This window comes from Streptomyces sp. NBC_00354 (assembly GCF_036106915.1).
Classification (GTDB): domain Bacteria; phylum Actinomycetota; class Actinomycetes; order Streptomycetales; family Streptomycetaceae; genus Streptomyces.
Genome location: NZ_CP107983.1, coordinates 5,425,565 through 5,451,028, shown reverse-complemented (window position 1 = coordinate 5,451,028; position 25,464 = coordinate 5,425,565). Strand labels below are relative to the sequence as shown.

18 protein-coding genes and 1 pseudogene are annotated in these 25,464 nt (G+C 71.6%); 11 read left to right on the top strand and 8 right to left on the bottom strand.

The features are described 5' to 3' along the window. Position 1 precedes the first annotated feature (1 nt). Together OHT74_RS24945 and OHT74_RS24940 are read left to right on the top strand one after the other, a co-directional pair. The gene (locus OHT74_RS24945) at positions 2-1,012 is read left to right on the top strand and encodes a Gfo/Idh/MocA family protein (protein WP_328621440.1); all 1,011 of its coding nucleotides are present in this window, start codon (positions 2-4) and stop codon (positions 1,010-1,012) included. A 244-nt stretch (positions 1,013-1,256) separates the two neighbouring features. After that, positions 1,257-1,457 (top strand): helix-turn-helix transcriptional regulator, encoded by a 201-nt coding sequence (locus tag OHT74_RS24940; protein WP_266666901.1) that lies wholly within the window; start codon positions 1,257-1,259, stop codon positions 1,455-1,457. A gap of 109 nt (positions 1,458-1,566) precedes the next feature. Here OHT74_RS24940 and OHT74_RS24935 read toward each other — a convergent pair whose 3' ends face one another. Then, positions 1,567-2,469, bottom strand: coding sequence for an IS630 family transposase (locus OHT74_RS24935; protein WP_328621439.1), 903 nt, complete (start codon positions 2,467-2,469; stop codon positions 1,567-1,569). 455 nt (positions 2,470-2,924) lie between these two features. Between OHT74_RS24935 and OHT74_RS24930 the strand changes: the two genes are divergently transcribed. Then, positions 2,925-3,137 carry a DUF397 domain-containing protein gene (locus OHT74_RS24930; protein WP_328621438.1) on the top strand — a complete coding sequence of 71 codons (213 nt, stop codon included), beginning with the start codon at positions 2,925-2,927 and terminating at the stop codon, positions 3,135-3,137. Between the two features lie 125 nt (positions 3,138-3,262). Continuing rightward, positions 3,263-3,955: a GNAT family N-acetyltransferase gene (locus OHT74_RS24925; protein WP_266666895.1), complete on the top strand. Its 693-nt coding sequence runs from the start codon at positions 3,263-3,265 to the stop codon at positions 3,953-3,955. A 175-nt stretch (positions 3,956-4,130) separates the two neighbouring features. On the opposite strand, the gene OHT74_RS24920 is transcribed toward OHT74_RS24925, so the two are convergent. Then, positions 4,131-6,422, bottom strand: a complete 2,292-nt coding sequence (locus OHT74_RS24920) for an MMPL family transporter (protein ID WP_328621437.1) — start codon at positions 6,420-6,422, stop codon at positions 4,131-4,133. Positions 6,423-6,553: 131 nt separating this feature from the next. Between OHT74_RS24920 and OHT74_RS24915 the strand changes: the two genes are divergently transcribed. The 3 genes from OHT74_RS24915 (at position 6,554) to OHT74_RS24905 (ending at position 10,041) form a co-directional block, all read left to right on the top strand. Then, positions 6,554-7,222, top strand: a complete 669-nt coding sequence (locus tag OHT74_RS24915; protein WP_328621436.1) for a TetR/AcrR family transcriptional regulator — start codon at positions 6,554-6,556, stop codon at positions 7,220-7,222. 202 nt (positions 7,223-7,424) lie between these two features. Further along, on the top strand, positions 7,425-7,661 hold the full coding sequence (locus OHT74_RS24910; protein ID WP_266666889.1) for a heavy-metal-associated domain-containing protein: 237 nt from the start codon (positions 7,425-7,427) through the stop codon (positions 7,659-7,661). Positions 7,662-7,749: 88 nt separating this feature from the next. Further along, the gene (locus tag OHT74_RS24905) at positions 7,750-10,041 is read left to right on the top strand and encodes a heavy metal translocating P-type ATPase (RefSeq protein ID WP_328621435.1); all 2,292 of its coding nucleotides are present in this window, start codon (positions 7,750-7,752) and stop codon (positions 10,039-10,041) included. 424 nt (positions 10,042-10,465) lie between these two features. Here the strand turns inward: OHT74_RS24905 and OHT74_RS24900 are convergent, their stop codons facing one another. Both OHT74_RS24900 and recD2 read right to left on the bottom strand, forming a co-directional pair. Further along, the gene (locus OHT74_RS24900) at positions 10,466-11,755 is read right to left on the bottom strand and encodes a citrate synthase (RefSeq protein ID WP_031145430.1); all 1,290 of its coding nucleotides are present in this window, start codon (positions 11,753-11,755) and stop codon (positions 10,466-10,468) included. 182 nt (positions 11,756-11,937) lie between these two features. Continuing rightward, a complete protein-coding gene (gene recD2 / locus OHT74_RS24895) occupies positions 11,938-14,184 on the bottom strand; it encodes an SF1B family DNA helicase RecD2 (protein ID WP_328621434.1) in 2,247 nt (748 codons plus the stop codon). 293 nt (positions 14,185-14,477) lie between these two features. Between recD2 and OHT74_RS24890 the strand changes: the two genes are divergently transcribed. Beyond that, entirely contained in the window at positions 14,478-15,005 is a 528-nt protein-coding gene (locus tag OHT74_RS24890) for a DUF937 domain-containing protein (RefSeq protein ID WP_328621433.1), read from the top strand. Positions 15,006-15,081: 76 nt separating this feature from the next. Continuing rightward, positions 15,082-15,579, top strand: a pseudogene (locus OHT74_RS24885) (GNAT family N-acetyltransferase); the annotation flags it as partial. On the opposite strand, the gene OHT74_RS24880 reads toward OHT74_RS24885, so the two are convergent. Further along, entirely contained in the window at positions 15,530-16,486 is a 957-nt protein-coding gene (locus OHT74_RS24880; protein ID WP_266666881.1) for an EamA family transporter, read from the bottom strand. The pseudogene OHT74_RS24885 and the gene OHT74_RS24880 overlap by 50 nt on opposite strands. Positions 16,487-16,598: 112 nt before the next feature. On the opposite strand from OHT74_RS24880, the gene OHT74_RS24875 reads away from it, so the two are divergent. Beyond that, complete coding sequence (locus tag OHT74_RS24875; protein WP_328621432.1) at positions 16,599-17,555, top strand: LysR family transcriptional regulator; 957 nt, start codon at positions 16,599-16,601, stop codon at positions 17,553-17,555. Positions 17,556-17,565: 10 nt separating this feature from the next. Continuing rightward, positions 17,566-19,494: a glycoside hydrolase family 3 protein gene (locus OHT74_RS24870; protein WP_328621431.1), complete on the top strand. Its 1,929-nt coding sequence runs from the start codon at positions 17,566-17,568 to the stop codon at positions 19,492-19,494. A gap of 84 nt (positions 19,495-19,578) precedes the next feature. Here the strand turns inward: OHT74_RS24870 and OHT74_RS24865 are convergent, their stop codons facing one another. The 3 genes from OHT74_RS24865 to OHT74_RS24855 all read right to left on the bottom strand — a co-directional run bounded on the left by OHT74_RS24865 (position 19,579) and on the right by OHT74_RS24855 (position 25,464). Beyond that, positions 19,579-21,012 (bottom strand): S28 family serine protease, encoded by a 1,434-nt coding sequence (locus OHT74_RS24865; protein ID WP_266666874.1) that lies wholly within the window; start codon positions 21,010-21,012, stop codon positions 19,579-19,581. Between the two features lie 84 nt (positions 21,013-21,096). After that, positions 21,097-21,498, bottom strand: a complete 402-nt coding sequence (locus OHT74_RS24860) for a hypothetical protein (protein WP_266666872.1) — start codon at positions 21,496-21,498, stop codon at positions 21,097-21,099. Between the two features lie 129 nt (positions 21,499-21,627). Then, positions 21,628-25,464: an ABC transporter ATP-binding protein gene (locus tag OHT74_RS24855; protein WP_328623383.1), complete on the bottom strand. Its 3,837-nt coding sequence runs from the start codon at positions 25,462-25,464 to the stop codon at positions 21,628-21,630.

Genomic DNA, 25,464 nt, shown 5'->3' with positions numbered 1-25,464 from the left:
CATGAGCACGCTGGGCATCGCCGTCATCGGGACGGGGAAGATGGGCGCCGACCACGTCCGCCGGATCGGGCGGACCGTGGGCGGGGCCCGGGTGGTGGCCGTGGCCGACCCTGACGGCGACCGGGTCAAGGCGGTCGCGGCGGCGCTGGACGGCTCGAGCGCGCACACGGATCCGGCGGCCGCGATCGCAGCACCGGGGGTGCAGGCCGTACTGATCGCCTCCCCGGGGCCCGCCCACGAGGAGGCGATCCTGCAGGCCCTGGAGCGGGAGTTGCCGGTGCTGTGCGAGAAGCCGCTGACCCCGGATCCGGCGGGGGCGCTGCGGGTGATGGAGGCGGAGCAGCGGCTGGGCCGGCGCCTGGTGCAGGTGGGGTTCATGCGGCGGTTCGACGCCGAGTACGAGCGGCTCAAGGAGCTGCTGGACGCGGGCGGGATCGGCCGGCCGCTGTTCCTGCACTGCCGGCACCGCAATGCCTCCTCGCCGTCGTTCTTCACCAGCGACATGCTGATCACCGACTCCGTCGTGCACGAGGTCGACGCGGCGCGCTGGCTGCTCGGGCAGGAGATCACCGCGGTGTCCGTGCTCTCCCCGGCGCCCACCTCGGCGGCCCCCGAGGGGCTGCGCGATCCCCGGCTGGTCCTGCTGGAGACCTCGGGCGGGGTGATCGTGGACGTGGAGATCTTCGTCAACTGCGGCTTCGGCTACGAGGTCCGGTGCGAGGCGGTCGGCGAGGCGGGGAGCGCCCAGATCGGCGAGGGGCAGGCGATGGTCGTCCGTTCCGCGGGCCGCAACTACGGGGAGATCGCCCAGGACTTCACCGTCCGGTTCGCCGACGCGTACGACCGCCAGCTGCGGCGCTGGGTGGCCGCGGCCGCGCAGGGCCGGGTGGCCGGGCCCGACGCCTGGGACGGCTACGCGGCGGCCGCGGTCTCCGCAGCGGGGCTCACTGCCGCGCACAGCGGCGTACGGACCCCGGTGGAGCTGGTGGAACGGCCGGCCCTGTACCGCTGAGCAGCCGTCCTCCCGCTCCCCGTTCACCTCCCATCCGTTGTGCCGCATCTGTCACGGGCGTCGCCCTTGTGTCACGGATTTCCGCATGACGCAGGTTTTCCGTCACAGCAACTCAACAGCCCCACCCGCGCCTTCACCCTCGGTCGTTCTCCGGGCACAACCCGATTGATCGTCTGTGTCCACGCGTCGGCTCCCCCGACGGCTTCCAGGCCGGCCCCGCGGCGTGGACAAGGAGGTGTCGTGGATGAGCGACCGACAGCTGTGGTCGTACAAGGAGATCGCTGCCCACATCGGGGTCCAGCGGGACACGGTGCGCTCGTACCGCAAGCACGGACTGCTCCCCGCTCCCGACCACGTGGAAGGCGGCAAGCCCTACTGGTACGCCGACACGATCCGCACCTGGGTGGCCCGCCGCCCCGGCAACCGGGGCCGCCGCGAGGACTGACGCCCACGGCCCCGGCTGCGGACGGAACCGCCGGGGCCCCCTCCGCAGGGGGAGCCGCCCCCAGCCGCGGCGGCTCCCCCACCTCTAGTGCCGCAGAAGTTCGTGGAGGTCAGCTGGCCTCTTTCAGCGGGCTGCCGTCGTAGGTCCAGCGGAACGGGCAGGCGTGTTCGTTGCGTCGGATGGCCCAGGCGTCGATCTTCTCGATCAGGTCCTCGCGGCTGGAGAAGTCGCCGTGGCGCAGGACGGCGCGGGTGAGTGCCGAGAAGACGAGTTCGACTTGGTTGAGCCAGGAGGCGTGCGGCGGAGTCCAGTGGACGTGCCGGCGCGGGTGGGCGGCGAGCCACGCCAGGGTGTGCTTCGCGGTGTGCGAGGAGCCGTTGTCGATGACGACGTGGATGTCATTGCTGAGCGGCAGGAGCCGGTCGAGGCGGTCGAGAAACGTGGTGAAGGACGCGGCAGTGTTCCGCTCAAACGGCTCGATGAGAGCCTGTCCGGTGGTGACGTCCAGGGCGGCGATGATCGAGGCGGTGCTGTGGCGGCGGTACTCGAACTCGCGCCGGGCCGCTCTGCCGGGTGCCGTCGGCTGTCCGCGGTAGCGGCGTTCGCGCGCCTGGATGGCGGACTTTTCGTCGATGGACAGCACGATCGCTCCTTCGGGCGGGCGTCGGTACAGGGCGCAGATGTCGCGGACGCGGTCCCAGAAGTCGGGGGTGTCGCGGCGGGTGAGCCACCCGCGTACCTTGTGCGGTCTTAAGTCCAGGTCGGCCAGGATCCGGCCGACCTGGGAGGCGGATATCGGCGCGGTGACGTCGGCCGCGACCTGTGCGGCGATCGCGGTATGGGTCCAGGTGGCCTGCGGGCCGGGCGGCATGCTCGTGGCGGCGGCGACCACGGCCACGCGGACCAGATCGCCATAGCGGCGCGGCCGACCGGTGCGGGCGGCGTCCTTCAGACCCTCCAGCCCGTGCTGGGCATACCGCCCGCGCCACTTGCGGACCGTGTTCACACTCACCGCGAGCTGGCGGCGATGGACCCGTTGCTATCCCCATCGGCCGCAGCCAGCACAATCCTGGCCCGCAACACCTGCCTCACCTGGGCCTTCGCCGACGAGGCGAGCTGTTGCAGCACTGCCCTGGTCGCTTCGTTCAGCCTCACCGCCACTGCTGTGCTCCGCCCCGCCCCCTTGGTCATGAACAGTGATCAGGGCCAAGGGCCGCCGACCGGGCGACAGGATGGGGGTGTGCGAGGACGACGTGCTGCCCGGTGGGCTTCCCTCCGGCAGCCTCAAGGAATACCTGCACTGCGCCTGCATTCTTTACCCCGACAGCTCTGCGACCTGACGTCCCTCCACGAACTTCTGGGGCACAGCAGTAGGACGCTTAATTCTTACTCCATACGGGCGATATGGGGGGTTTTGTGGCCACGGGCAGGGAAGCTCACTGCGGAGGCACACCGAAGGAGCTGAGTATGGAGAAGAACGAACTCTACGCACGAGACATCAGCAGAGCGCAGTGGGGCAAGAGCAGCTACAGCCTACAAATCTGCGTCGAGGTCGCTGAGATCGGCGGCGGCGCTGTGGCGCTGCGGGACTCGAAGAATCCCGATCTTGGTGACCTGCGGTTCACCCCCGAGGAGTGGGCTGCCTTCCGCGAGGGGGTGCGGGCGGGCGAGTTCGGCTGATTCACGACGTTCGCGAGTGTGGGGCTCTGCCAGCATGGCCAGGGCCCCACTGGTCTTGATCGATTCGCCGATCTCCTCTCGGCGCCCAATTTCCACTTCCACGACACAGACACACGGATGGACGCGTGATCGACCAAGAACGAACAGGTCAGGCAGCACTGGAACATGTGGACGGCACAGGGCCTATGGACCTGTCCCGTCCTGTCTGGGCGGCAGAGAACACCGTTCTGCGTCGAGTGGAGCCAAGCGACTGGGAAGTCGTCCTTGCGCTTGAGTCCTCATCGTCCTACCAGCGCGCCTGGGAGCGAGTCACCGCACCGCGCTCGCCTGACAACTGCCGGGAATGGCTGAAGCAGGAAGCAGCGAAGGGCCCCCTGGACGACAACTTCTTCCTCGCGATCACCGATCGGCAGCACAGGGGCATGGTGGGCTGCGTCAATACGACTCAAGCTGACCCCGTGGCAGGCCGCTTCTATCTGGGGATGGCGGTCGCCCCGGAACACCAGCGCAAGGGGTATGCCCGGGAGGCCGGACTTCTGGTACTCGGCTACATGTTCGGTGAGCGCCGCTACCAGAAGGCCCAAGCCTACGTGCACGACTTCAACAAGGTCTCACAAGCAGGCATGCTCGCCTTCGGAGCGACCCTGGAGGGCCGTCTGCGGCGACACGACTACTTCGGCGGCCGCTACCACGACAACCTCATTTTCGGCCTCACGGCCGAGGAATTCTTCGCTGCCCATGGCACCCCACGCGGGGGCGCGGGAATCCGTTCCCAGCCAGAGTCTCCCGCCTCGCCGCGTGTGACTGTGCAAGCCTGACGGATCCGTGGGTGAGTTGTTGACCTCGATTCTTCAGCAGGTTCGGCTGCCGACCCGATCGGCGGTTCGCCCGTAACGTCCCCCCTGACGGCGAGGCGGGCCATTGCATGACGTTGCGGCTGCGCCGCCTGCTCAAAGGGGCCAGCTGACCTCCACGAACTTCTGCGGCGCGGCACTAGCGACTGCCCGCGGGTATCCGGTCCGGCTCCGGTGTCTCCCCCGGCACCTGCGGCAGCGGTCCCGGCGCGGGCTCCCCTTCGCTCAGCCCGAACCGCTCGTGCAGGCGCCGCAGCGGGCCCGGCGCCCACCAGGTGGCCTTCCCCGTCAGCTTCATGACCGCCGGAACCAGCAGGCTCCGTACGACCAGCGCGTCCATCAGTACGGCCAGCGCGATCCCGAGTCCCAGCATCTTGGTGTTCGTCACCCGGGAGCTGCCGATGGCCACCATCACCACCGCCAGGATCACGGCCGCCGCGGTGATCAGCCCGCCCGTGCGGACCAGTCCGGTACGCACCGCCCCCTCGTGGTCCCCGGTCCGCTCGTACTCCTCCTTGATGCGGGATATGAGGAACACCCCGTAGTCCATGGAGAGTCCGAAGGCGATGCAGAACATCAGGACGGGCAGGGTGGTCTCGATGTCCCCGGTGGAGGTGAAGGAGAGCAGTCCGGAGAGGTTGCCCTCCTGGAAGACCCACACCACCGCCCCGAACATCGCCGTCAGGCTCAGCGCGTTGAGCAGTACCGCCTGGACGGGTATCAGCACGCTCCCGGTGAGCAGGAAGACCAGCAGCAGCGTGGCCAGAACCACCAGGGCCAGGGCGGCCGGCAGCTTCTCCGCTATCGCCTTCTGGGCGTCGACGAGCACCGCCGCCTGTCCTGTCACCGAGGTGTCGAAGGGGGCGTCCAACCCCCGCACCTCGCCGACGAGGTCCTGGGCCTGCTGCCCCACCGCCTCGCCCTCGGTGACCACCGAGAAGTACGCGTACCCCGGCCGGGCCTCGGAGCTCACCGGCCCGTCCACCCGCACCCCGGGCAGGGCGGCCAGCCGGTCCCGGTAGGCGGCCAGGTCCGCGGGGCCGGCCGCGCCCTCGGCCAGCACGGTCAGCCCGGCGCCGGGGCTGCCCGGGAAGCCGTCGCGGATCTGCTGCTGGACCAGGTGGGACGAGGCGGTCTTCGGCAGCTGCCGGTCGTCCACGGTGCCGAACTTCACCCCGAGGAAGGGCAGTCCGAGGAGGAGCAGCCCGGCCGTGGTGGCGATGGCGAACACGGGGGCCCGGCGCATCACCTGCGCGGTCGCCCGCGCCCAGCCCCGACCGGCCTCGGCATCCGCACCCGGCGCCCCTGCGGCCGCCCCGGCGCGCCCCCGCCGCCACAGCCGCCACAGCCGCCGCAGGTCGAGGGAGTTGACCCGGTCCCCGAGCAGCACCAGCGCCGCCGGCAGCAGGATCAGGGCGGCGGCCGCCGCGAGCAGGACCACCGCGACCCCGGCGTAGGCGAAGGACCGCAGGAAGTACATCGGGAAGAACAGCATCGCCGAGAGCGAGACGGCCACGGTCAGTGCCGAGAACAGCACCGTACGCCCGGCGGTCCGCAGCGTGGCCCCGACGGCTGCCACCGGATCCCGCCCGGCGGCGAGCTCCTCGCGGAACCTCCGCACGATGAACAGGGCGTAGTCGATGGCGAGCCCGAGGCCCAGCGCGGTGGTCAGGTTCTGGGCGAAGACGGAGACGTCGGTGAACTCGGTGAGGCCGCGCAGCACGGCATTGGTGCCGAGGATGGCGACGATGCCCACGCCCAGCGGCAGCAGCGCGGCCACGGCGCTGCCGAAGACGATGACGAGCAGGACGAGGGTCACCGGCAGGGCGATCACCTCGGCGCGCAGCAGGTCCTCCTGGATGGTGGTGGTCACCTCGCGCTGGACGGCGACCGGCCCCCCGAGGGAGACGCGCACCGGTCCGTGCCCGCCCCGGTAGCGCGGGGCGATCCGCTCCAGCACCGCGGCGCGGGTCTTCTCGTCGCCCAGCACCCGGGCGGCGATCAGGGCCTGCCTGCCGTCCTCGGAGCGCAGCGCGGGCAGGTGCGTGCGCCAGTACGAGCCGACTCCGGCCACCCCCTGCTCGGAGGCGAGTTGCGCGGTCAGCCGCTCGGCCTCGGCGGCGACGGCCGGTTCGTCCACCCCGGCCGACCCCGACCCGGCGCCCGCCCCGGTGCCGGCGTCCACCAGCAGGAGCAGGTTGGGCTGGGAGCCGGGGAACTCGCGCTCGAGGACCTTGGAGGCGTAGGTGGACCGGGCGTCCGGGTCCTCCCAGCCGCCGCTGCCCATCCGGTCGGCGACGCCGCCGCCCGCGAGGACGGCCAGTGCCGTGACCACGAGGGCGAGCAGCAGCGAGAGCCGCGGCCGGGCCGTGACGATCCGGGTCCACCGGCCGCTCTCCCCTGGCGACGGCGGTTTTTTGACTTCGGACATGACTCGGTGTCCCCTTCACCGTGATTGCCAGGCCAATTAGACTGGCAAACACGAGCAGTCGCTCGCGTTTTCCAAGAATGCGAGCGCCCTCTCGCGTTTGTCAATCACCCACGGGAAGCAAAGGACGTGACATGCCGGAGAGGCCCCAGGCCGATACCGCCGCAAAGGCCCCGAAGGCCCCGAAGAAGGCCGCCGCGCCCCGGCGCCAGGCCCGCGGGGAGCGCCGGATCGCCCAGCTCCTGGCGGCCGCCGCCAGCGTGTTCTGCCGTACCGGCTACGCCGCGGCCAGCACCAACGCCATCGCCCGCGAGGCCGAGGTCTCGCCGGGCACGCTCTACCAGTTCTTCCCGAACAAGGAGGCCATCGCCATCGAGCTGGGCGGCCAGCTGCTCCGGCGCGCCCACGAGATGCACGGCCAGGCCTTCCTCCCCGAGAACCTGGACCGGCCCCTGCCCGAGCTGCTCGACGCCGTCCTGGACCCGGTCATCGCCTTCAACTGCGAGAACCCGGCGTTCTGGGCCCTCATGCACGGCTCCGGCATCCCCGGCATCACCCAGGAGCACGAGGAGCTGCACTCCGGGCTGCTGACCCGGGTCCAGGGCATCCTGCGCAGCTTCTGCCCGGACGGCACGCCGGACGAGATCACCCACGTCTCCAACATGATCCTGGGCATCTTCAAGGCGTCGCTCGACCTGATCCTGGCGAGCGAGGGCGCCGAGCGGGCCGCGTACGTCGCCGAGCTGAAGACGGTGCTGCTTCGCTACCTGGAGCCGATGGTCACCACGTCCGGCGCGCACTGACGTACGCCTTCGCCCTCCCGCGCCCGTCACGGTCGCCGCAGTCGCCGCGGTCGCCGCTCCGGACGCATCCGGAACCGGCCGGAAGTGGCGGCGAACGCTCGCATCAATACCCCCTAGGGGTATAGTCTCCAAGAGTCGGGAGGACGGTGGTGCGCAACCGCCGGCCCCGGCGACCGGAAACGCCCTTGAAGAGGAGAACGACATGACCGCCGAGACGGACACCCAGACCACCACCGTCTACCGGGTGACCGGCATGACCTGCGGGCACTGCGAGGGCGCGGTGACCACCGAGATCTCCGCCCTGCCGGGCGTCAGCTCGGTCAAGGCCGTCGCCGCGACCGGCGAGGTCACCGTGGTCTCCGCCGCCGCGCTCACCGACGAGGACGTCGCCGCCGCCGTGGACGAGGCCGGGTACGAGTTCGCCGGCCGGGCCGCCTGAGCACCCTCTCCTTCGCAGTACCCCGCCGGGTCGTGCCGGCCAGCTCATACTGGTTCCGTACGACCCGGCCCTCCCCCTGGAGCCGGACATGAGCAGCAGCACAGTGCACGACGGGCCCATAGCGGCGGCCGGAGCCGCCGAGGTCGAGCTGAGCATCGGCGGGATGACCTGCGCCTCCTGCGCGGCCCGCATCGAGAAGAAGCTGAACCGGATGGACGGGGTCACCGCCACGGTGAACTACGCCACCGAAAAGGCGCGCGTCTCGTACGGCGGCGGAGTCCAGGTCGCCGACCTGATCGAGACCGTCGTCAAGACCGGGTACACCGCCGAGGAGCCCCCGCCGCCGGAACCGGAACCGGAGACCGCGCACCCCGGGGCCGAGGCCGCGCGCGACCCCGAACTGGCCGCGCTGCGCCAGCGGCTGCTGGTCTCCGCCGTGCTGGCCCTGCCCGTCGTGCTGCTCTCGATGATCCCGGCCCTCCAGTTCGACAACTGGCAGTGGCTCTCGCTGACCCTGGCCGCCCCCGTGGTGGTCTGGGGCGCCCTCCCCTTCCACAAGGCCGCCTGGACCAACGCCCGGCACGGCGCCGCCACCATGGACACCCTGGTCTCGGTCGGCACGCTCGCCGCCTTCGTCTGGTCGCTGTGGGCCCTGTTCTTCGGCCACGCCGGGATGCCGGGCATGCGGCACGGCTTCGACCTCTTCACAGTTCAGGGCGGCGCCGTCTCGCGCACGGACGGCTCCTCCGCGATCTACCTGGAGGTCGCCGCCGGCGTCGTCAGCTTCATCCTGCTCGGCCGCTACCTGGAGGCCCGCTCCAAGCGGAAGGCGGGCGCCGCCCTCAAGGCCCTGCTGGAGCTGGGCGCCAAGGACGTCGCCGTCCTGCGCGGCGGCAGCGAGGTACGGATCCCCGTGGCGCAGCTCGCGGTCGGCGACCGGTTCGTCGTCCGCCCCGGCGAGAAGATCGCCACCGACGGCACGGTCGTCGAGGGCGGTTCCGCCGTGGACGCCTCGATGCTGACCGGCGAGTCGGTCCCCGTCGAGGTCGGCGTGGGCGACTCCGTCACCGGCGCCACCGTCAACACGTCGGGACGACTCGTCGTCGAGGCCACCCGGATCGGCGCCGACACCCAGCTCGCCCGCATGGCCCGGCTCGTCGAGGAGGCGCAGAACGGCAAGGCCGAGGTGCAGCGCCTCGCCGACCGGATCTCCGGGGTCTTCGTGCCGGTCGTGCTGGTCCTGGCGCTCGGCACCTGGGTCACCTGGCTGCTGATCACCGACAACCCCACCGCCGCCTTCACCGCCGCCGTGGCCGTCCTGATCATCGCCTGCCCCTGCGCCCTGGGCCTGGCCACCCCGACCGCGCTGATGGTCGGCACCGGGCGGGGCGCGCAGCTCGGCATCCTGATCAAGGGCCCCGAGGTGCTGGAGTCCACCCGCCGCGTCGACACGGTCGTGCTCGACAAGACCGGTACGGTCACCACCGGCCGGATGGCCCTGTCCGGCGTGCACACCGCCGCCGGCACGGACGAGCGCGAACTGCTGCGCCTCGCGGGCTCGCTGGAGCACTCCTCCGAGCACCCGATCGCCCGGGCCATCGCCACCGGCGCCGCCGAGAGGGCCGGCTCCCTGCCGGTCCCGGAGTCCTTCGAGGCCCTGGCCGGGCTCGGCGTCCAGGGCGTCGTCGACGGGCACGCCGTCCTGGTCGGCCGCGAGCGGCTGCTGGCCGACTGGTCGATCCCCCTGCCCGCCGGCCTCGCCGAGGCCAAGGCTGCCGCCGAGGCCGCGGGCAGCACCGCCGTCCTGGTGGCCTGGGACGGGGCGGCGCGCGGGGTCCTGACCGTGGCCGACGCGGTCAAGGAGACCAGCGCCGAGGCGGTGTCCCGGCTGCGGGCGCTGGGCCTGACCCCGGTGCTGCTGACCGGCGACAACAAGGCCGTGGCCGAGACGGTGGCCCGCGAGGTGGGCATCGACGAGGTGATCGCCGAGGTGCTCCCGCAGGACAAGGTGGAGGTCGTACGCCGACTCCAGGCGGAGGGCCGTACGGTCGCCATGGTGGGCGACGGGGTCAACGACGCGGCCGCGCTGGCTCAGGCGGACCTCGGCCTGGCCATGGGCACCGGCACCGACGCCGCGATCGAGGCGGGCGACCTGACCCTCGTACGGGGAGACCTGCGGGTGGCGGCGGACGCGATCAGGCTCTCCCGGCGGACCCTGGCCACCATCAAGGGCAACCTGTTCTGGGCGTTCGGCTACAACGTCCTGGCCTTGCCGCTCGCGGCCGCCGGCCTGCTCAACCCGATGATTGCGGGGGCAGCGATGGCGTTCTCCTCCGTTTTCGTGGTGAGCAACAGCCTCCGGTTGCGATCCTTCCGATAGTGGATCTTCTCCCCACTGCGCGCACACTTCCTTCACAGGAGACGCAGATCACAGTGATCGCAACGTAACCATCCGGCACTGCAGTGGGTCTAATAGGGCGATGCCAGGAACGTCTTGGGGGACGTTCACGGGGGTCTTGGGGGACGTCCGGGGCATCAGCCGGCCGGGACGCGTGCTCAACGGGGTGCTTTGAGCGGCCCTCCCGACCCGTACGGGTCCCGGCAGACACCCACTGGAGCGCACCGCGCGTGCGCTCCTCGCCGACACCCCGGCTCGGATCCCGTGGGGGGAATCCGTTCCGGGGACAGGAAAGCGCCCCGACCGTCGACCCGTGGGGGGATCGACGGCGGGGCGCTTTTCGCTTGCCTGGCGGCCTCTTCGCCCGACTGAACGCATCGGCTGAAGGCCTCGGTTGAGCCTCGGGTCAGCGGGCCTCGACCGGGACGAAGTCGCGCAGGACCTCGCCGGTGTAGATCTGGCGCGGACGGCCGATGCGGGAACCCGGCTCCTTGATCATCTCGTGCCACTGGGCGATCCAGCCGGGAAGGCGGCCGAGCGCGAAGAGCACGGTGAACATCTCGGTCGGGAAGCCCATGGCCCGGTAGATCAGGCCGGTGTAGAAGTCCACGTTCGGGTAGAGGTTGCGCGAGACGAAGTACTCGTCGGCCAGCGCGTGCTCTTCCAGCTTGAGCGCGATGTCGAGCAGCTCGTCGCTCTTGCCGAGCGCCGAGAGGACGTCGTGCGCCGCCGCCTTGATGATCTTCGCCCGGGGGTCGAAGCTCTTGTAGACGCGGTGCCCGAAGCCCATGAGGCGGACGCCGTCTTCCTTGTTCTTCACCTTGCGGATGAAGGCGTCGACGTCGCCGCCGTCGTTCTTGATGCCCTCGAGCATCTCGAGGACGGACTGGTTGGCGCCACCGTGCAGCGGACCCCACAGGGCCGAGATGCCGGCGGAGATCGAGGCGAACATGTTCGCCTGCGAGGAGCCGACCAGGCGCACGGTGGAGGTCGAGCAGTTCTGCTCGTGGTCCGCGTGCAGGATCAGCAGCTTGTCGAGCGCCGAGACCACGACCGGGTCCAGGTCGTACTCCTGGGCCGGCACGGAGAAGGTCATGCGCAGGAAGTTCTCGACGTAGCCGAGGTCGTTGCGCGGGTAGACCACCGGATGGCCGACCGACTTCTTGTACGCGTACGCCGCGATCGTCGGCAGCTTGGCCAGCAGCCGGATCGTCGAGAGGTTGCGCTGCTTCTCGTCGAACGGGTTGTGGCTGTCCTGGTAGAACGTCGACAGCGCGCTGACCACGGAGGACAGCATCGCCATCGGGTGCGCGTCGCGCGGGAAGCCGTCGTAGAACCGCTTGACGTCCTCGTGCAGCAGCGTGTGCTGGGTGATCTCGTTGCGGAACGACGCGAGCTGGTCGACGGTCGGCAGCTCACCGTTGATCAGCAGGTACGCGACCTCGATGAAGGTCGAACGCTCGGCCAGCTGCTCGATCGGGTAACCGCGGTAACGCAGGATTCCCTGCTCACCGTCGAGGTAGGTGATCGCGGACTTGTAGGCGGCGGTGTTGCCGTATCCGCTGTCCAAGGTGACGAGCCCGGTCTGGGCCCTCAGCTTCGAGATGTCGAAGCCCTGGTCACCGACGGTGCTTTCGACCACCGGGTAGGTGTATTCACCGTCCGCGTACCGGAGTACTACAGAGTTGTCGCTCACGTCATCCCTCACCGACGTAGTGCCTCTTCTTCGAGGTGCCCTGACTGCCTCTACCTTCCCCCATTTGGCGCAGGAGAGTGCACTCGGGGTCGGCCTTTGGTTCTTTTGACGGCACTGAGTGCCTTCAACCTGCTCATCCTGCCCCCTGCGCGCCGGTGCCGGAACCCCAAATGATCGATCATTTAGGTGATGTTTCCCACCGGTACGCGTCCGGACAGCCTGGGCGCGACCGCCGTGTACCTCCTGCCTGCAGAAACGGTACGCACAGCCTGGCCGAGGGCCTTGCGGGACCCGACCAGCACGACGAGTTTCTTCGCCCTGGTCACCGCCGTGTAGAGCAAGTTGCGCTGGAGCATCATCCAAGCCCCGGTGGTGACCGGGATCACCACGGCCGGATATTCACTCCCCTGGGAGCGGTGAATGGTGACGGCGTACGCGTGGGCCAGCTCGTCCAGTTCGGCGAACTCGTAGCCGACCTCCTCGTCCTCCTCCGTCCGTACCGTCAGCCGCTGTTCGTCCACGTCGAGGGCGGTGACCACGCCGACCGTGCCGTTGAAGACGCCGTTCGCGCCCTTCTCGTAGTTGTTCCGGATCTGGGTGACCTTGTCGCCGACCCGGAAGACACGGCCGCCGAACCGCTTCTCGGGCAGGTTCGGCCGGGCCGGCGTGATGGCCTGCTGAAGCAGGCTGTTGAGGTTTCCGGCGCCGGCCGGGCCGCGGTGCATGGGCGCGAGCACCTGGATGTCGCGGCGCGGGTCCAGCCCGAACCTGGCCGGAATCCTCCGGGCCGCCACGTCCACGGCGAGCCGCCCGGCCTCCTCGGTGTCCTCCTCCGGGAACAGGAAGAAGTCCGGCAGCCCGTCGGTGAGCGGCGGCAGGCCCGTGTTGATCCGGTGGGCGTTGGTGACCACGCCCGACTGCTGGGCCTGCCGGAAGATCCGGGTCAGCCGGACCGCGGGCACCGGCCCGCCCTCGGCCAGCAGGTCTCGCAGCACCTCCCCGGCGCCGACCGAGGGCAGCTGGTCCACATCCCCGACGAGCAGCAGGTGCGCACCCGGTGCCACCGCCTTGACCAGCTTGTTCGCCAGCAGCAGGTCCAGCATCGAGGCCTCGTCGACGACCACCAGGTCCGCGTCCAGCGGGCGTTCCCGGTCGTACGCCGCATCCCCGCCCGGCTTCAGCTCCAGCAGCCGGTGCACGGTGGAGGCCTCGGCCCCGGTGAGCTCCGCGAGCCGTTTCGCGGCCCGGCCGGTGGGCGCGGCGAGCACGACCTTGGCCTTCTTGGCTCTGGCCAGCTCCACGATCGAGCGCACGGTGAAGGACTTCCCGCAGCCCGGCCCGCCAGTGAGGACGGCCACTCTGCAGGTCAGCGCCAGTCTGACGGCATCCCGCTGCTCGGGGGCCAGCTTGGCCCCGGTGCGCCCGGCCAGCCAGCTCAGGGCCTTGTCCCAGTCCACGTCCTGGAAGCCGGGCATCCGGTCGTCCTCGGCGCCCAGGAGCCGCCGTACCTGCCCCACCAGCGAGAGCTCGGCGCGGTGGAAGGGCACCAGGTAGACGGCGGTCAGCGGGTCCGGACCGCCCTGCGGATCCGGCACGGATTCCCGTACGACGCCCTCCGGGTCGGCGGCGAGCTCGGCCAGGCATTCGATGACCAGCCCGGTGTCCACCTGGAGCAGCTTGACCCCGTCGGCGATCAGCCGCTCCTCGGGCAGGAAGCAGTGCCCCTGGTCGGTGGACTGGGACAGGGCGTACTGGAGCCCGGCCTTGACCCGTTCGGGGCTGTCGTGCGGTATGCCGACGGCCTGGGCGATCCGGTCGGCGGTGAGGAAGCCGATGCCCCACACGTCGGCGGCGAGCCGGTACGGCTGGTTCCTGACCACCGAGATGGAGGCGTCGGCGTACTTCTTGTAGATGCGGACGGCGATGGAGGTGGAGACGCCGACGCCCTGGAGGAAGACCATGACCTCCTTGATCGCCTTCTGCTCCTCCCACGCGGCGCCGATCAGCTTGGTCCGCTTGGGACCGAGCCCGGGCACCTCGATCAGCCGCTTCGGCTCGGCCTCGATGACGTCGAGGGTGTCGGTGCCGAAGTGCTCCACGATCCGGTCGGCGATCTTCGGGCCGATGCCCTTGATCAGGCCGGAGCCGAGGTAGCGGCGGATGCCCTGGATGGTCGCGGGGAGCACGGTGCGGTAGTTCTCCACCGTGAACTGCTTGCCGTACTGGGGGTGGGAGCCCCAGCGGCCCTCCATGCGCAGCGATTCGCCGGGCTGGGCCCCGAGCAGGGAGCCGACGACCGTGAGCAGGTCCCCGCTGCCGCGGCCGGTGTCGACCCGGGCGACCGTGTACCCGCTCTCCTCGTTGGCGTAGGTGATGCGCTCGAGCACCCCCTCGACCACTGCCTGTTGCACCGCCCCGTTGGTTGCCATGGCAATGAAACTACCGCCCGCCGCCGACAGCCCGTCAGGCCTGTGGACAACCAGAAGGGGGGACAACCAGAAGGGGGTCCGGCCTCGCGGCCGGACCCCCTCACGGTTACCCCTCCCGTGTCGGACTTCCCGATCCCCCCAGATCCCTCCCCGGAAGTGCCGACGCACCATACGACCCACTGCCCCGCCCGGGGGTTGCACACGGAATCGGAACTTTACGTTTCCATTACCTACAGGCGCTCCGACGCCGGTCCGAAGTGCCCTTGAACCACCACAGAAGTAGCGTTTCCGGCATGAGTGAATCTTCATTCCAGGATGACGTGCTCGGCGAGCTGGGCCCCGGCGGGCTGACCGAGATCGCCGGCCTGCTCGGCACCGACGCGGCGGGTGCCCGCGAGACCGTCACGACCACGGTCGGCGCCATGACCGGCGATCTCCAGCAGAAGGCCGACTCCGATGACGACGACGGCCACGAGGTCCGCCAGGCCTTCGCCGAGGTCGCCGAACCCCCGTTGCAGGGCGTGGCCACGCTCGGCGGCGGGCTGCTCGGCGGCGGTCTGATGGCCGGGGTGCTCGCGAAGGTGAGCAAGCCGGTCGCCGCGGCCCTCTCCAAGAAGACCGGCATCCCCCCGGCCACCGTCAGCCGCGTCATCGAACTGCTGATCCCGGTGCTGCTGACGGTCTTCGCCAAGCGCGCGGCCGCCGGCAAGGGCGCCGCCGCCGGAGCCCCTGCTCCCGGGTCCGCCGCCGGGTCCGCCCCGGCGGAGAGCGGCGGACTCGCCGACCTGCTCGGCCAGATCCTGGGCGGCGGCAAGAAGTGACCCGACCGCCGCCCCGCCGGCCGCCGCGCTATCCTCGGGCGCCATGGAGCCCCCTGCTGACAACTCCGCCGCAGCGGTACGGCTGCGGGACCCCGAGCCCGGGGAGCTGGGCTGGATCGTGCAGCGGCACGGCGCGCTCTACGCCGCCGAGTACGGCTGGAACACGGACTTCGAGGGCCTGGTGGCCCGGATCGTCGCGGACTTCGCCGAGGACCACGACCCGTATCTGGAGCGGGTCTGGATCGCCGAGCTGAACGGCCGCCCGGTCGGCTCGGTGATGTGCGTCCGCGAGGACGGCTCACCGGGCACGGCGCGGCTGCGGCTGCTCCTCGTCGAGCCGGAGGGGCGCGGGCACGGCATCGGGTCCCTCCTCGTCGACACCGTCGTCGCGTTCGCCCGCTCGGTCGGCTACCGCGAGCTGGTGCTGTGGACCAACGACGTGCTGACCTCGGCCCGTTCCCTCTACCAGCGCGCCGGGTTCACCCTGGTCGCCGAGCGCCCGCACCGCTCGTACGGCGTCACGCTCACGGGGCAGGACTGGCGGCTGCCGTTGCAGGAGGACTCCCCGCGCTGACCGCCGCGGCGCCGCCTTGCGCCGCGCCGCCGCCCTTCGTACGGGTTCCCGCTCGGGCGGGGGCCAGCGAGGTCATGCCCACCCCGCCGACCAGCAGCAGCGCCGCCACCCAGCGCAGTCCCGAGATGCTCTCGCCGAGCACCAGCGCGGCCGAGGACATCCCGAACACCGGTACCAGCAGCGAGAACGGCGCGACCGACGAAGCCGGGTAGCGCTTCAGCAGGTGGTTCCAGGCGCCGAAGCCGAACACGGTGGACACCCAGGCCACGTAGCCGATGACCGCGACCCCGGACCAGTCCAGCCCGCGCAGCGCGGCCAGGTCCCGCTCGGGCCCCTCCAGCAGCAGCGAGAGCCCGAACAGCGGCAGCACCGGGACGGTGCACACCCAGACCATGAAGTTGAGCGCGTCGGGCGGGGACGCCTTGCGCGTCAGTACGTTGGACACGCCCCAGCAGGCGGCGGCCGCGACGACCAGGGTGAAGCCGAGCACCGGCCCTGAGGTGCCCCCGTCCACGGCGGCGACGGCGATCCCGGCGAGCGCCACCGCCATGCCGCCGATCCGGACCCGCCCGGGCCGCTCGCGCAGTACGAGCGAGGCGAGGACGGCGGTGAAGACGGACTGGACCTGGAGTACGAGGGAGGACAGCCCGGCCGGCATCCCGGCGGCCATCCCGGTGAACAGGAGGCCGAACTTGGCGATGCCGAGGGCCACTCCGACCGCGATGATCCACTTCCAGGCGGTCTTGGGCCGGCCGACGAAGAACACGGCGGGCAGCGCGGCGACGAGGAAGCGCAGGGCGGACAGGAGCAGCGGCGGGAAGTGGCCGAGGCCGATCTCGATGACGACGAAGTTGAAGCCCCAGACGGCGGCGACGAGTACGGCGAGTGCAGTGTGGACGGGACGCATGCTTCGAGCATCGGCGGCGCGACCATGTAGCACCAGCGCGGATCTCTTCCGGAATGGATGAAGCATTGCTTACGCGTGCTCCCGTGGTCCGGCGGTGCCTACGATGGGCCGCATGCTCGACCTCTCCCGGCTGCGCGCCCTGCACGCCGTCTCCGTCCACGGCTCGGTCGCGGGCGCGGCGGCCGCCCTCGGATACACCCCCTCCGCCGTGTCCCAGCAGATCGCGAAGCTGGAGCGGGAGACCCGGACCACGCTGCTGGAGCGGCGCGGGCGCGGGGTCGCGCTCACCGAGGAGGCCCGGCATCTCGCCGAGACCGCCCAGGAGTTGCTGGCGATCGTGGAGCGCGCCGAGACCACCCTGGAGGAGCGGCGCGGGCAGCCGAGCGGGCTGCTGACCGTGGCCGCCTTCGCCTCGGCGGCGCGCGGGCTCATGCCGGGGGTGCTCGCCGATCTCGCGCGCCGTCATCCCGCGCTGGACGTGCGCCTCACGGAGGTCGACCCCCATCTGTCGGTGGACCTGGTGGCCCGGGGGGTCACCGATCTGGCGGTGGCCCACGACTGGGACATCGCCCCGCTGCCGGCCCCGGAGGGCGTCGAGCAGGCGGTCATCGGGGACGACCCGTGCGACCTGGTGGTGCCGTACGACCACCCCTTCACGGCGCGGGCGGTCGTCCGCAGGGGCGACCTCGGCGGCCAGCGCTGGGTCTGCCAGCCGCCCGGCCGGGTCTGCCACGACTGGCTGATGCGGACGCTGCGCACGGCCGGGTTCGAGCCCGACATCGCGCACGTGGCCGAGGAGAACCACACCATCGTGGCACTGGTCGCGGCCGGGCTCGGGGTGGCCGTCGTACCGCGGCTGGGCACCGGAGCCCTGCCGCCGGGCGCGGTGGCCGTGCCGCTGGAGCCCGGCCCCGTACGCAGGCTGTACGCCCTGTGGCGGACGGGGGCGGCCCGCCGGCCGGCGATCACCGAGGCCGTGCGGACCCTGCAGGAGCACTGGGCGTACGCGGCACCCCTTCCGGGGGACCTCCCGAGTGTCCGCGGGGCCGGGGGCGCGGCCCGGCAGTAGGGTCCGGCGCGTGTCGTACCACGCGTCCCGCAGGTCCCTGCTCACCGCGGCCGCCCTGGCCGCCGTCTCGGCCGCCGGAGTGGCCTCGTACGCCGTGGGCGGTGGCCCGGGCGGCGGGGACGGCGAACCGCACGCCGACGACCCGCGTCCCGGCGACCGTCCGCCCGGCCGGGCACCCGACCGGGCGGCGCTGCGCCGCCTGGTGGCCGGGATGAGCCTGGCCGAGAAGGTCGGGCAGCTCTTCGTGTCCCGCGCGTACGGCCATTCGGCGACCGACCCCGACCCGGCGGACGCCGAGCAGAACCTGAAGCTGTTCGGGGTGCGCACGGCCGCGGAGCTGGTCGCCCGCTACCACCTCGGCGGGATCATCTACTTCTCCTGGGCCCACAACACCCGTGGCCCACAGCAGATCGCCGAGCTGTCGGCCGCCCTCCAGCGGGCGGCCGCCGGCACCGGTTCCGGCATCCCGCTGATGCTCTCGACCGACCAGGAGCACGGCGCCGTGGCGCGCATCGGCAAGCCGGCGACGCTGCTGCCCGGGGCGATGGCCCTGGGCGCGCGGCACGGCGCGGGTGGTACGAGCGGTACGGGCGGTACGGGTAGCAGTACGGGCAGTGCCGGCACCGCCGGACCGGACGCAGGCACCGGCACCGACTCCGCGGCCACCGCCGAGGCCCGCCGCGCCGCGCGCATCGCGGGCGCCGAGCTGGCCGCGATGGGCATCCGGCAGGACTACGCGCCGGTGGCCGACGTGAACGTCAACCCGGCCAACCCGGTGATCGGCGTACGGTCCTTCGGCGCCGATCCGCAGGCGGTGGCGGCCCTGGTCGCCGCCCAGGTCCGCGGTTACCAGGGCGCCGGGGTCGCCGCGACCGCCAAGCACTTCCCCGGCCACGGGGACACCGAGACCGACAGCCACGTCGGTCTGCCGGTGATGCGGCACAGCCGGGCCCAGTGGGAGGAGCTCGACGAGCCGCCGTTCCGGGCGGCGGTGGAGGCGGGCGTGGACGCCGTCATGACGGCGCACATCGTCTTCCCCGCGCTCGACCCTTCGGGGGACCCGGCGACCCTCTCGGGACCGATCGTGACCGGCATCCTGCGCGAACGCCTCGGCTTCCGGGGAGTGGTGGTCACCGACGCCCTCGACATGGCCGGGGTCCGCCAGAAGTACGGGGACGACCGGGTACCGGTGCTGGCGCTGAAGGCGGGGTGCGACCAGCTGCTGAACCCGCCGGACCTGGGGCTCGCGCACCGCAGCGTGCTCGCGGCCGTGGAGGCGGGCGAGCTGACGCAGGACCGGATCGAGGAGTCGGTGCTGCGGATCCTCGAACTGAAGGCCCGCCGGGGCCTGTTCGACGCGGCGCACACCGCTGCCGGGCAGATGGACGCGATGGTGGGGATCCCGGCGCACCTGACCGCCGCCGACGAGATCGCGGCGGGTACGACGACCCTGCTGGCCAATCCCGTGAAACTGCTGCCCCTGGATGCGACGGCCGGGCCCCGGGTGCTGGTCACCGGGACCGACCCGGCCTCCCCCAGCGGCACGACAGGCCCCCCTACGGCGGTACTGGCCCGGGAGCTGACCGCCCTGGGCTGCCGTGCGACGGCCGTACCGCCCGCCAGGGCGGTGGCCGCGGCTCCCGGCAACGCGGCGGTGCTGGTGTGCACGTACAACGTCCCGGAGGGGGACGGTCCGCAGCGCACGCTGGTCACGGAGCTGCTGGCCACCGGGGTGCCGGTGGTCGTGGTGGCGATCCGCAATCCGTACGACCCGGCCCGGCTGCCCACGTGCGCGGCGGAACTGGCGACGTACACCTGGACGGACGTGGAGATGCGGGCGGCGGCCCGGGTGGTCACCGGGGCGGCACGGCCTTCGGGCCGCCTCCCGGTCCCGGTGCCGGGCCGCTACCCGCTGGGCCACGGGCTGTCGTACGGCTAGTACCCCTGGGACGCCTGGTACGCCCAGGTGTACCAGGACCAGCCGTACCACCTCTCCCGTGGCCCCTCGGGCCCTGCCCGGGAGCTACGGCCGCAGCTGCGGCTCGCGCTCCTGGTCCTTCTGGTCGAGCACCGCATCGGGCTTCGCCAGCGGCGTCGCCCGGCCCGCGTCGGCGAGCGCGGCGGCCGGGGCGACCCCGGCCCACTGCAGGATCTTCTGCGTGGCCAGCGCCTTCTCGCCCTCCTGGAGCTTGGCGACGTTGGCCCCGTGGTTGGCGCCGGGCGCGATCATCACGTAGCTGTCGCGGACGGTGTAGCCGAGGTGGAACGGTTCGGCACCCCACGGGTCGTTCTGCCCGTACACGAACAGCATCCGGTCGGCGTTGCGCTTCACCCAGCTGTCCACGTCCGCCATGACCCCCGGCTGGAAGGTCATCGGGATCTCGCGGGGCACGAAGTTGCGCGGCGGCTGGTAGCCGTAGCGGCTCAGGCCCCCCAGGTGCGGCTGCTTGATGTCGGGCGAACCGAGCTGCGTACCCGCCTGGTAGTAGTACGGCGTGTACGTCTCGAGGCCCTGGTCGGCGTAGGCCGAGAAGCCGGAGATCGTGTCGATCGAGTCCCAGATCTCCTGGTCGCTCGCGGTCGCGGCGGCCGGGACGGAGGCGCAGTCTGCGAGCAGGCTGTACTGCCAGAAGGCCCACACGTAGTCGAGCACGACGGCCTCGTAGGCCTTGTCGAGGTTGCCGACGGTGGTGAAGGTCCAGCCGTTCGCGGCGGCGGCGGCCGCGTACTTGGCCTCCAGCGGCTCACGGCGGACGAGCGCCTCGCGCTGCACCGCGTTCAGCTTGTCGCGGCACTCCTTGGTGCCGACCTTGGCGAAGAACCGGTCGTACGCCGAGTCCTCCTTGTTGACGACGTCGTTGGGCGCGACGTACGCGACGACACCGTCCATGTCACGCGGGTAGTAGCGCTCGTAGTACGTCGCCGTCATACCGCCCTTGCTGCCGCCCGTGGCGAGCCAGTTCTTCTTGTAGACCTTCTTCAGGGCGGTGAAGATGCGGTGCTGGTCGCTGGCGGCCTGCCAGATGTCCAGGTTCGCCCAGTTGGCCGGATCGGGCCGGGAGGGCGTGAAGAATCGATACTCCAGCGACACCTGGTTGCCGTCGACGATGGTCGTCGGCTCGCTGCGGCGCGGGCTGGTGTTGACGTTGTAGCCGGAGGTGAAGAACACCGTGGGCCGGGAGACGTCCTTGTGCAGCAGGGTGAGGCGCTGCTTGAAGGTGCCCTTCGACGGGTTCCGGTGGTCGACCGGCTGTTCGTAGTTGAGTACGAAGAAGCGGTACCCGGGGTACTCCTTCTCCTCGATCAGACTCATCCCCGCAATGGCGAGGATCTCGTCCTTGATGTCCGTCGCGGCGGACGGCCCTGCGGCGGTGGCCGCCTGAGCCGTGAAGCCGGCTGCGCCCATGGTGCCGATCAGCACCACGAGCGACAGCAGCCAGCCGAGCGTCTTGCGCATTCACCCTCCCCTGAGTTCACTTCGGTCGCCCGTGAACCTAGCGGGGTCAACGCACGGCTGACCAGACCTAGTTGGGACGCTCGTTCAGCACAGGATCCAGCCGGATTCGGCGGATCCGGCCTCGATGCTCCCCTTTACATACACGCAGCGGCTGATCGCGCCGACGGTGACAGGACCGGCATATCGGGTGAATCGCCCCGCATCGCCGACCGGGACCCCGCCGCGGGGCTGGATGCTGACCGCCATCGCCCGGCGCCGGCCCGGGTCGTGGGCCACCGTCACCGCGCAGGCCTGCGTACGGCTCTTGTAGATGCGCACCTCGCCCGTCGGCAGAGGCAGCGTCCTGACCAGGCCGCCCCCGCAGCCACCGGTCGCCGCGTGCGCCGGCGGCGCCGCGATGAGGCCGCCGAGGCAGAGCACGAGCCCCGCCGTGAACACCCCTGCCGACGCGGCCCCCCGGCCGCGCCCCTTCCGCCCGTGCTCCACCCTGCCCCCCGATCGGTCGTACGTAACACGTACACACGTACGACGCACGGACCCCCCGGAAGGTTGCATACAGCAAGATCCGGGGGGCGGGGCGGAGCAGCGGCGAGTACTGCGGTCAGACGGGGCGACTCATGCCGCTGCGGGCTCGTCCTCGCCGACGAAGGTGCGCCACAGTTCGGCGTAGCGGCCGCCGCGGGCGACGAGTTCGGCGTGGGTGCCGTCCTCCACGACCCGGCCGCGGTCCATGACCACGACCCGGTCGGCGCGCGCGGCCGTGGTCAGCCGGTGTGCCACCACGAGGGTGGTGCGCTTGCCTGCGAGCCGGTCGGTGGCCTGGTTGACCTGGGCCTCGGTGGCCAGGTCGAGCGCGGCGGTGGCCTCGTCGAGCAGCAGCACGTCCGGGTCGACGAGTTCGGCCCGGGCCAGGGCGATCAGCTGACGCTGGCCGGCCGAGAGGTTGCGCCCGCGCTCGGCGACGGTGTGCAGGTAGCCGCCGTCGAGGGTGGCGATCATGTCGTGGGCGCCGACCGCGCGGGCGGCCGCCTCCACCTCGGCGTCGCCCGCCTCGGGCCGCCCGTAGGCGATGGCGTCGCGGACCGTCCCCGGGAAGAGGTACGGCTCCTGGGGGACGACCCCGAGCCGGTGGCGGTACGCCGTCAGGTCGAGCTCCCGCAGATCGGCGCCGTCGGCGGTGACCCGGCCCGAGGTCGGGTCGTAGAACCGGGCCACGAGCTTGACCAGCGTGGACTTGCCGGCGCCGGTCTCGCCCACGAAGGCGACGGTCTGGCCGGCGGGTATCCGCAGGCTGATTCCGGCCAGCGCGTCGCCCTTCTCGCCGCGCTCCTCGGCCGTGCCGTACGCGAACCGCACGTCCTCGAACGCGATCTCGCCGCGCAGCTCCCCGACCTCGCGGGGCTCGGCCGGGCGCGGGGTGCTGGTGGGCTCGCGCAGCAGCCCCTGGATCCGGCCGAGGGAGACGGTGGCCTGCTGGTAGCCGTCGAAGACCTGGGAGAGCTGCTGGACGGGGGCGAAGAACAGGTCGATGTAGAGGAGGTACGCCACCAGCGCTCCGGTGGTGAGGGTGCCGGCCTCGACCCGCCCCGCGCCGACGATCAGCACGGCGGCCGCGGCCCCGGAGGACAGCAGCTGCACGAACGGGAAGTAGACGGATATCAGCCACTGGCCGCGCACCCGGGCCTCGCGGTACGAGTCGCTCCGCTCGGCGAACCGGGCGGCGCCGGCGCGCTGGCGGCGGAAGGCCTGGACGATGCGCAGCCCGGAGACGGACTCCTGGAGGTCGGCGTTGACCAGGCTGACCCGGTCGCGGGCGAGCTCGTACGCGGCGACCGACTTGCGGCGGAACACGATCGTGCCGAGGACCAGCACGGGGAGGGTCGCGAAGACGATCAGCGCGAGCTCGACGTCGAGGACGAGCAGGGCGATCAGGATGCCGAAGAAGGTGAAGACGGAGACGACGGCGGTGACGAGCCCGGTCTGGAGGAAGGAGGAGAGGGCGTCCACGTCGGTGGTCATCCGGGTCATGATCTTGCCGGTCAGCTCGCGCTCGTAGTAGTCGAGGCCGAGGCGCTGGAGCTGGGCGAAGATCTTGACGCGCAGGGCGTACAGCACGCGCTCGCCGGTACGCCCGGTCATCCGGGTCTCGGCGAACTGGGCGGCCCACTGGGCGACGACGACGACGAGCGCGAGGACGGCGGCCACCCAGACGGCGCCGAGCGCGGCCTGCTCGACGCCCTTGTCGATGCCGTGCCGGATCAGGATCGGGAGCAGCAGCCCGGAGCCGGCGTCGACGGCGACGAGGCCGAGGCTGACGGCGAGGGGCGCCCAGAAGCCGTGGAGCAGCCGGCGCAGGTTGTAGCTCTTCTCGGCGGACGCGGCCTGCTCCTCGTCCACGGCGGGCTCGTCGTCGGCGGGCGGCAGCGCGGCCACCTGCGCGAGCAGCTCGGGGGTGGCCGGCATGCCGGCCACGGCGCCGGCCATGGAGGGGGCGGCGCCGGGTGCGCCGGTTCCCGCGGCGGTCCCGGCCGCGGAGGCGGACTCCGATTCCTCCTGGCGGCGCCAGAGCTCGGGGGTCACCCCGCCGGCGACCCGCCGCTTGGCGTTGACCGGCTCGGAGTCGATCTCGGCCTCGAGTTCGATGTCCCGTTCGAGGTTCCCCTCGATGTCCCGCTCGAACTCGGCCATCGCGGGCGCGTCGGGGGTGCGCGGCGAGGCGGCGCCGAGCGCGTCCGGGTCGGTGAGCAGCCGCCGGTAGAGGGGCGACCTGCGCTCCAGCTCCTCGTGCGTTCCGATGTCGGAGAGCCGCCCGCGGTCGAGTACGGCGATCCGGTCGGCCAGCGCGAGCGTGGAGCGGCGGTGGGCGATGAGGAGGGTGGTGCGGCCGGCCATGACGGCGCGCAGCGCCTCGTGGATCTCGTGCTCCACGCGGGCGTCCACGGCGGAGGTGGCGTCGTCGAGGAGCAGCAGCCGGGGGTCGGTGAGGATGGCGCGGGCGAGCGCGATGCGCTGGCGCTGGCCGCCGGAGAGGGTGAGCCCCTGCTCGCCGACCGTGGTCTCGTACCCGGCGGGCAGGGCCTTGATGAACCCCTCGGCCTGGGCTGCGCGGGCGGCCGCCTCGATCTGTGCGTCGGTGGCTTCGGGGTGGCCGTAGGCGATGTTGGCGCGGATGGTGTCGGAGAACAGGAAGGAGTCCTCCGGCACGAGCCCGATGGCGGCGCGCAGGGAGTCGTACGTCAGCCCGCGCACGTCGTGTCCGCCGACGCGGACGGTGCCGCGGTCGGCGTCGTAGAAGCGGGGCAGGAGGAGGGAGACGGTGGACTTGCCGGAACCGGAGGCGCCGACGACGGCGACGGTCTCGCCCTCGGTGATGGTGAGCGAGAACCCGTCCAGGACGGGCCGCTCGGGGTCGTACCCGAAGACGACCTCGTCGAATTCGACGGTGGCGGGGGCGTCGGCGGGCAGCTCGTGCGTGCCCTCTTCGATGACGGGCTCGGTGTCGATGAGCTCGAAGACACGCTCGACGCCGGCGCGGGCCTGCTGGCCGACGGTGAGGACCATGGCGAGCATGCGGACGGGGCCGACGAGCTGGGCGAGGTAGGTGGAGAAGGCCACGAAGGTGCCGAGGGTGACCTGGCCGTTGGTGGCCATCCAGCCGCCGAGGGCCAGCATGGCGACCTGGGCGAGGGCGGGCACGGCCTGCAGGGCGGGGGTGTAGCGGGAGTTGAGCCGGATGGTCCGCATCCGCCCGGCGAACAGCCGCCGCCCGGCGGCGCGCAGCTTGCCGGTCTCCTGCTCCTCCTGGCCGAAGCCCTTGACGACGCGGACGCCGGTGACGGCCCCGTCGACGACGGTGGCGACGGCGGCGGCCTGGCCCTGGGCCCACCAGGTGGCGGGGAAGAGCTTCTTGCGGCTGCGCTTGGCGATGAACCAGAGGGCGGGGGCCATGAGCAGCGCGACGAGGGTCAGCAGCGGGGACAGCCACAGCATGACGCCGAGGGATATCCCGAACAGCAGGAAGTTCCCGATGGTCATGGGCAGCATGAAGAGCAGCCCCTGGATCAGCTGGAGGTCGCTGGTGGCCCGCCCGACGACCTGGCCGGTGGACAGCTCGTCCTGGCGGCGCCCGTCGAGGCGCGCGATGGTGTCGTACATGTCGGTGCGCAGGTCGTGCTGGACGTCGAGCGCCAGGCGGCCGCCGTAGTACCTGCGGATGTACGTCATCACGTACACGAGGACCGCGGCGCCTATGAGCAGCCCGGCCCATATCCCCATGGGCTTGCTGTGGTCGCCGATGACGTCGTCGATGATGACCTTGGTGACCAGCGGCACGAGCGCCATGACCGCCATGCCGCCCAGGGAGGACCCGAGCGCCAGCAGCACATTGAGCCGGTACCGCCAGGTGTATGCGGCGAGCCGCCGGGCCCAGCCCTGTTTCTCGCCCGCTGCCAT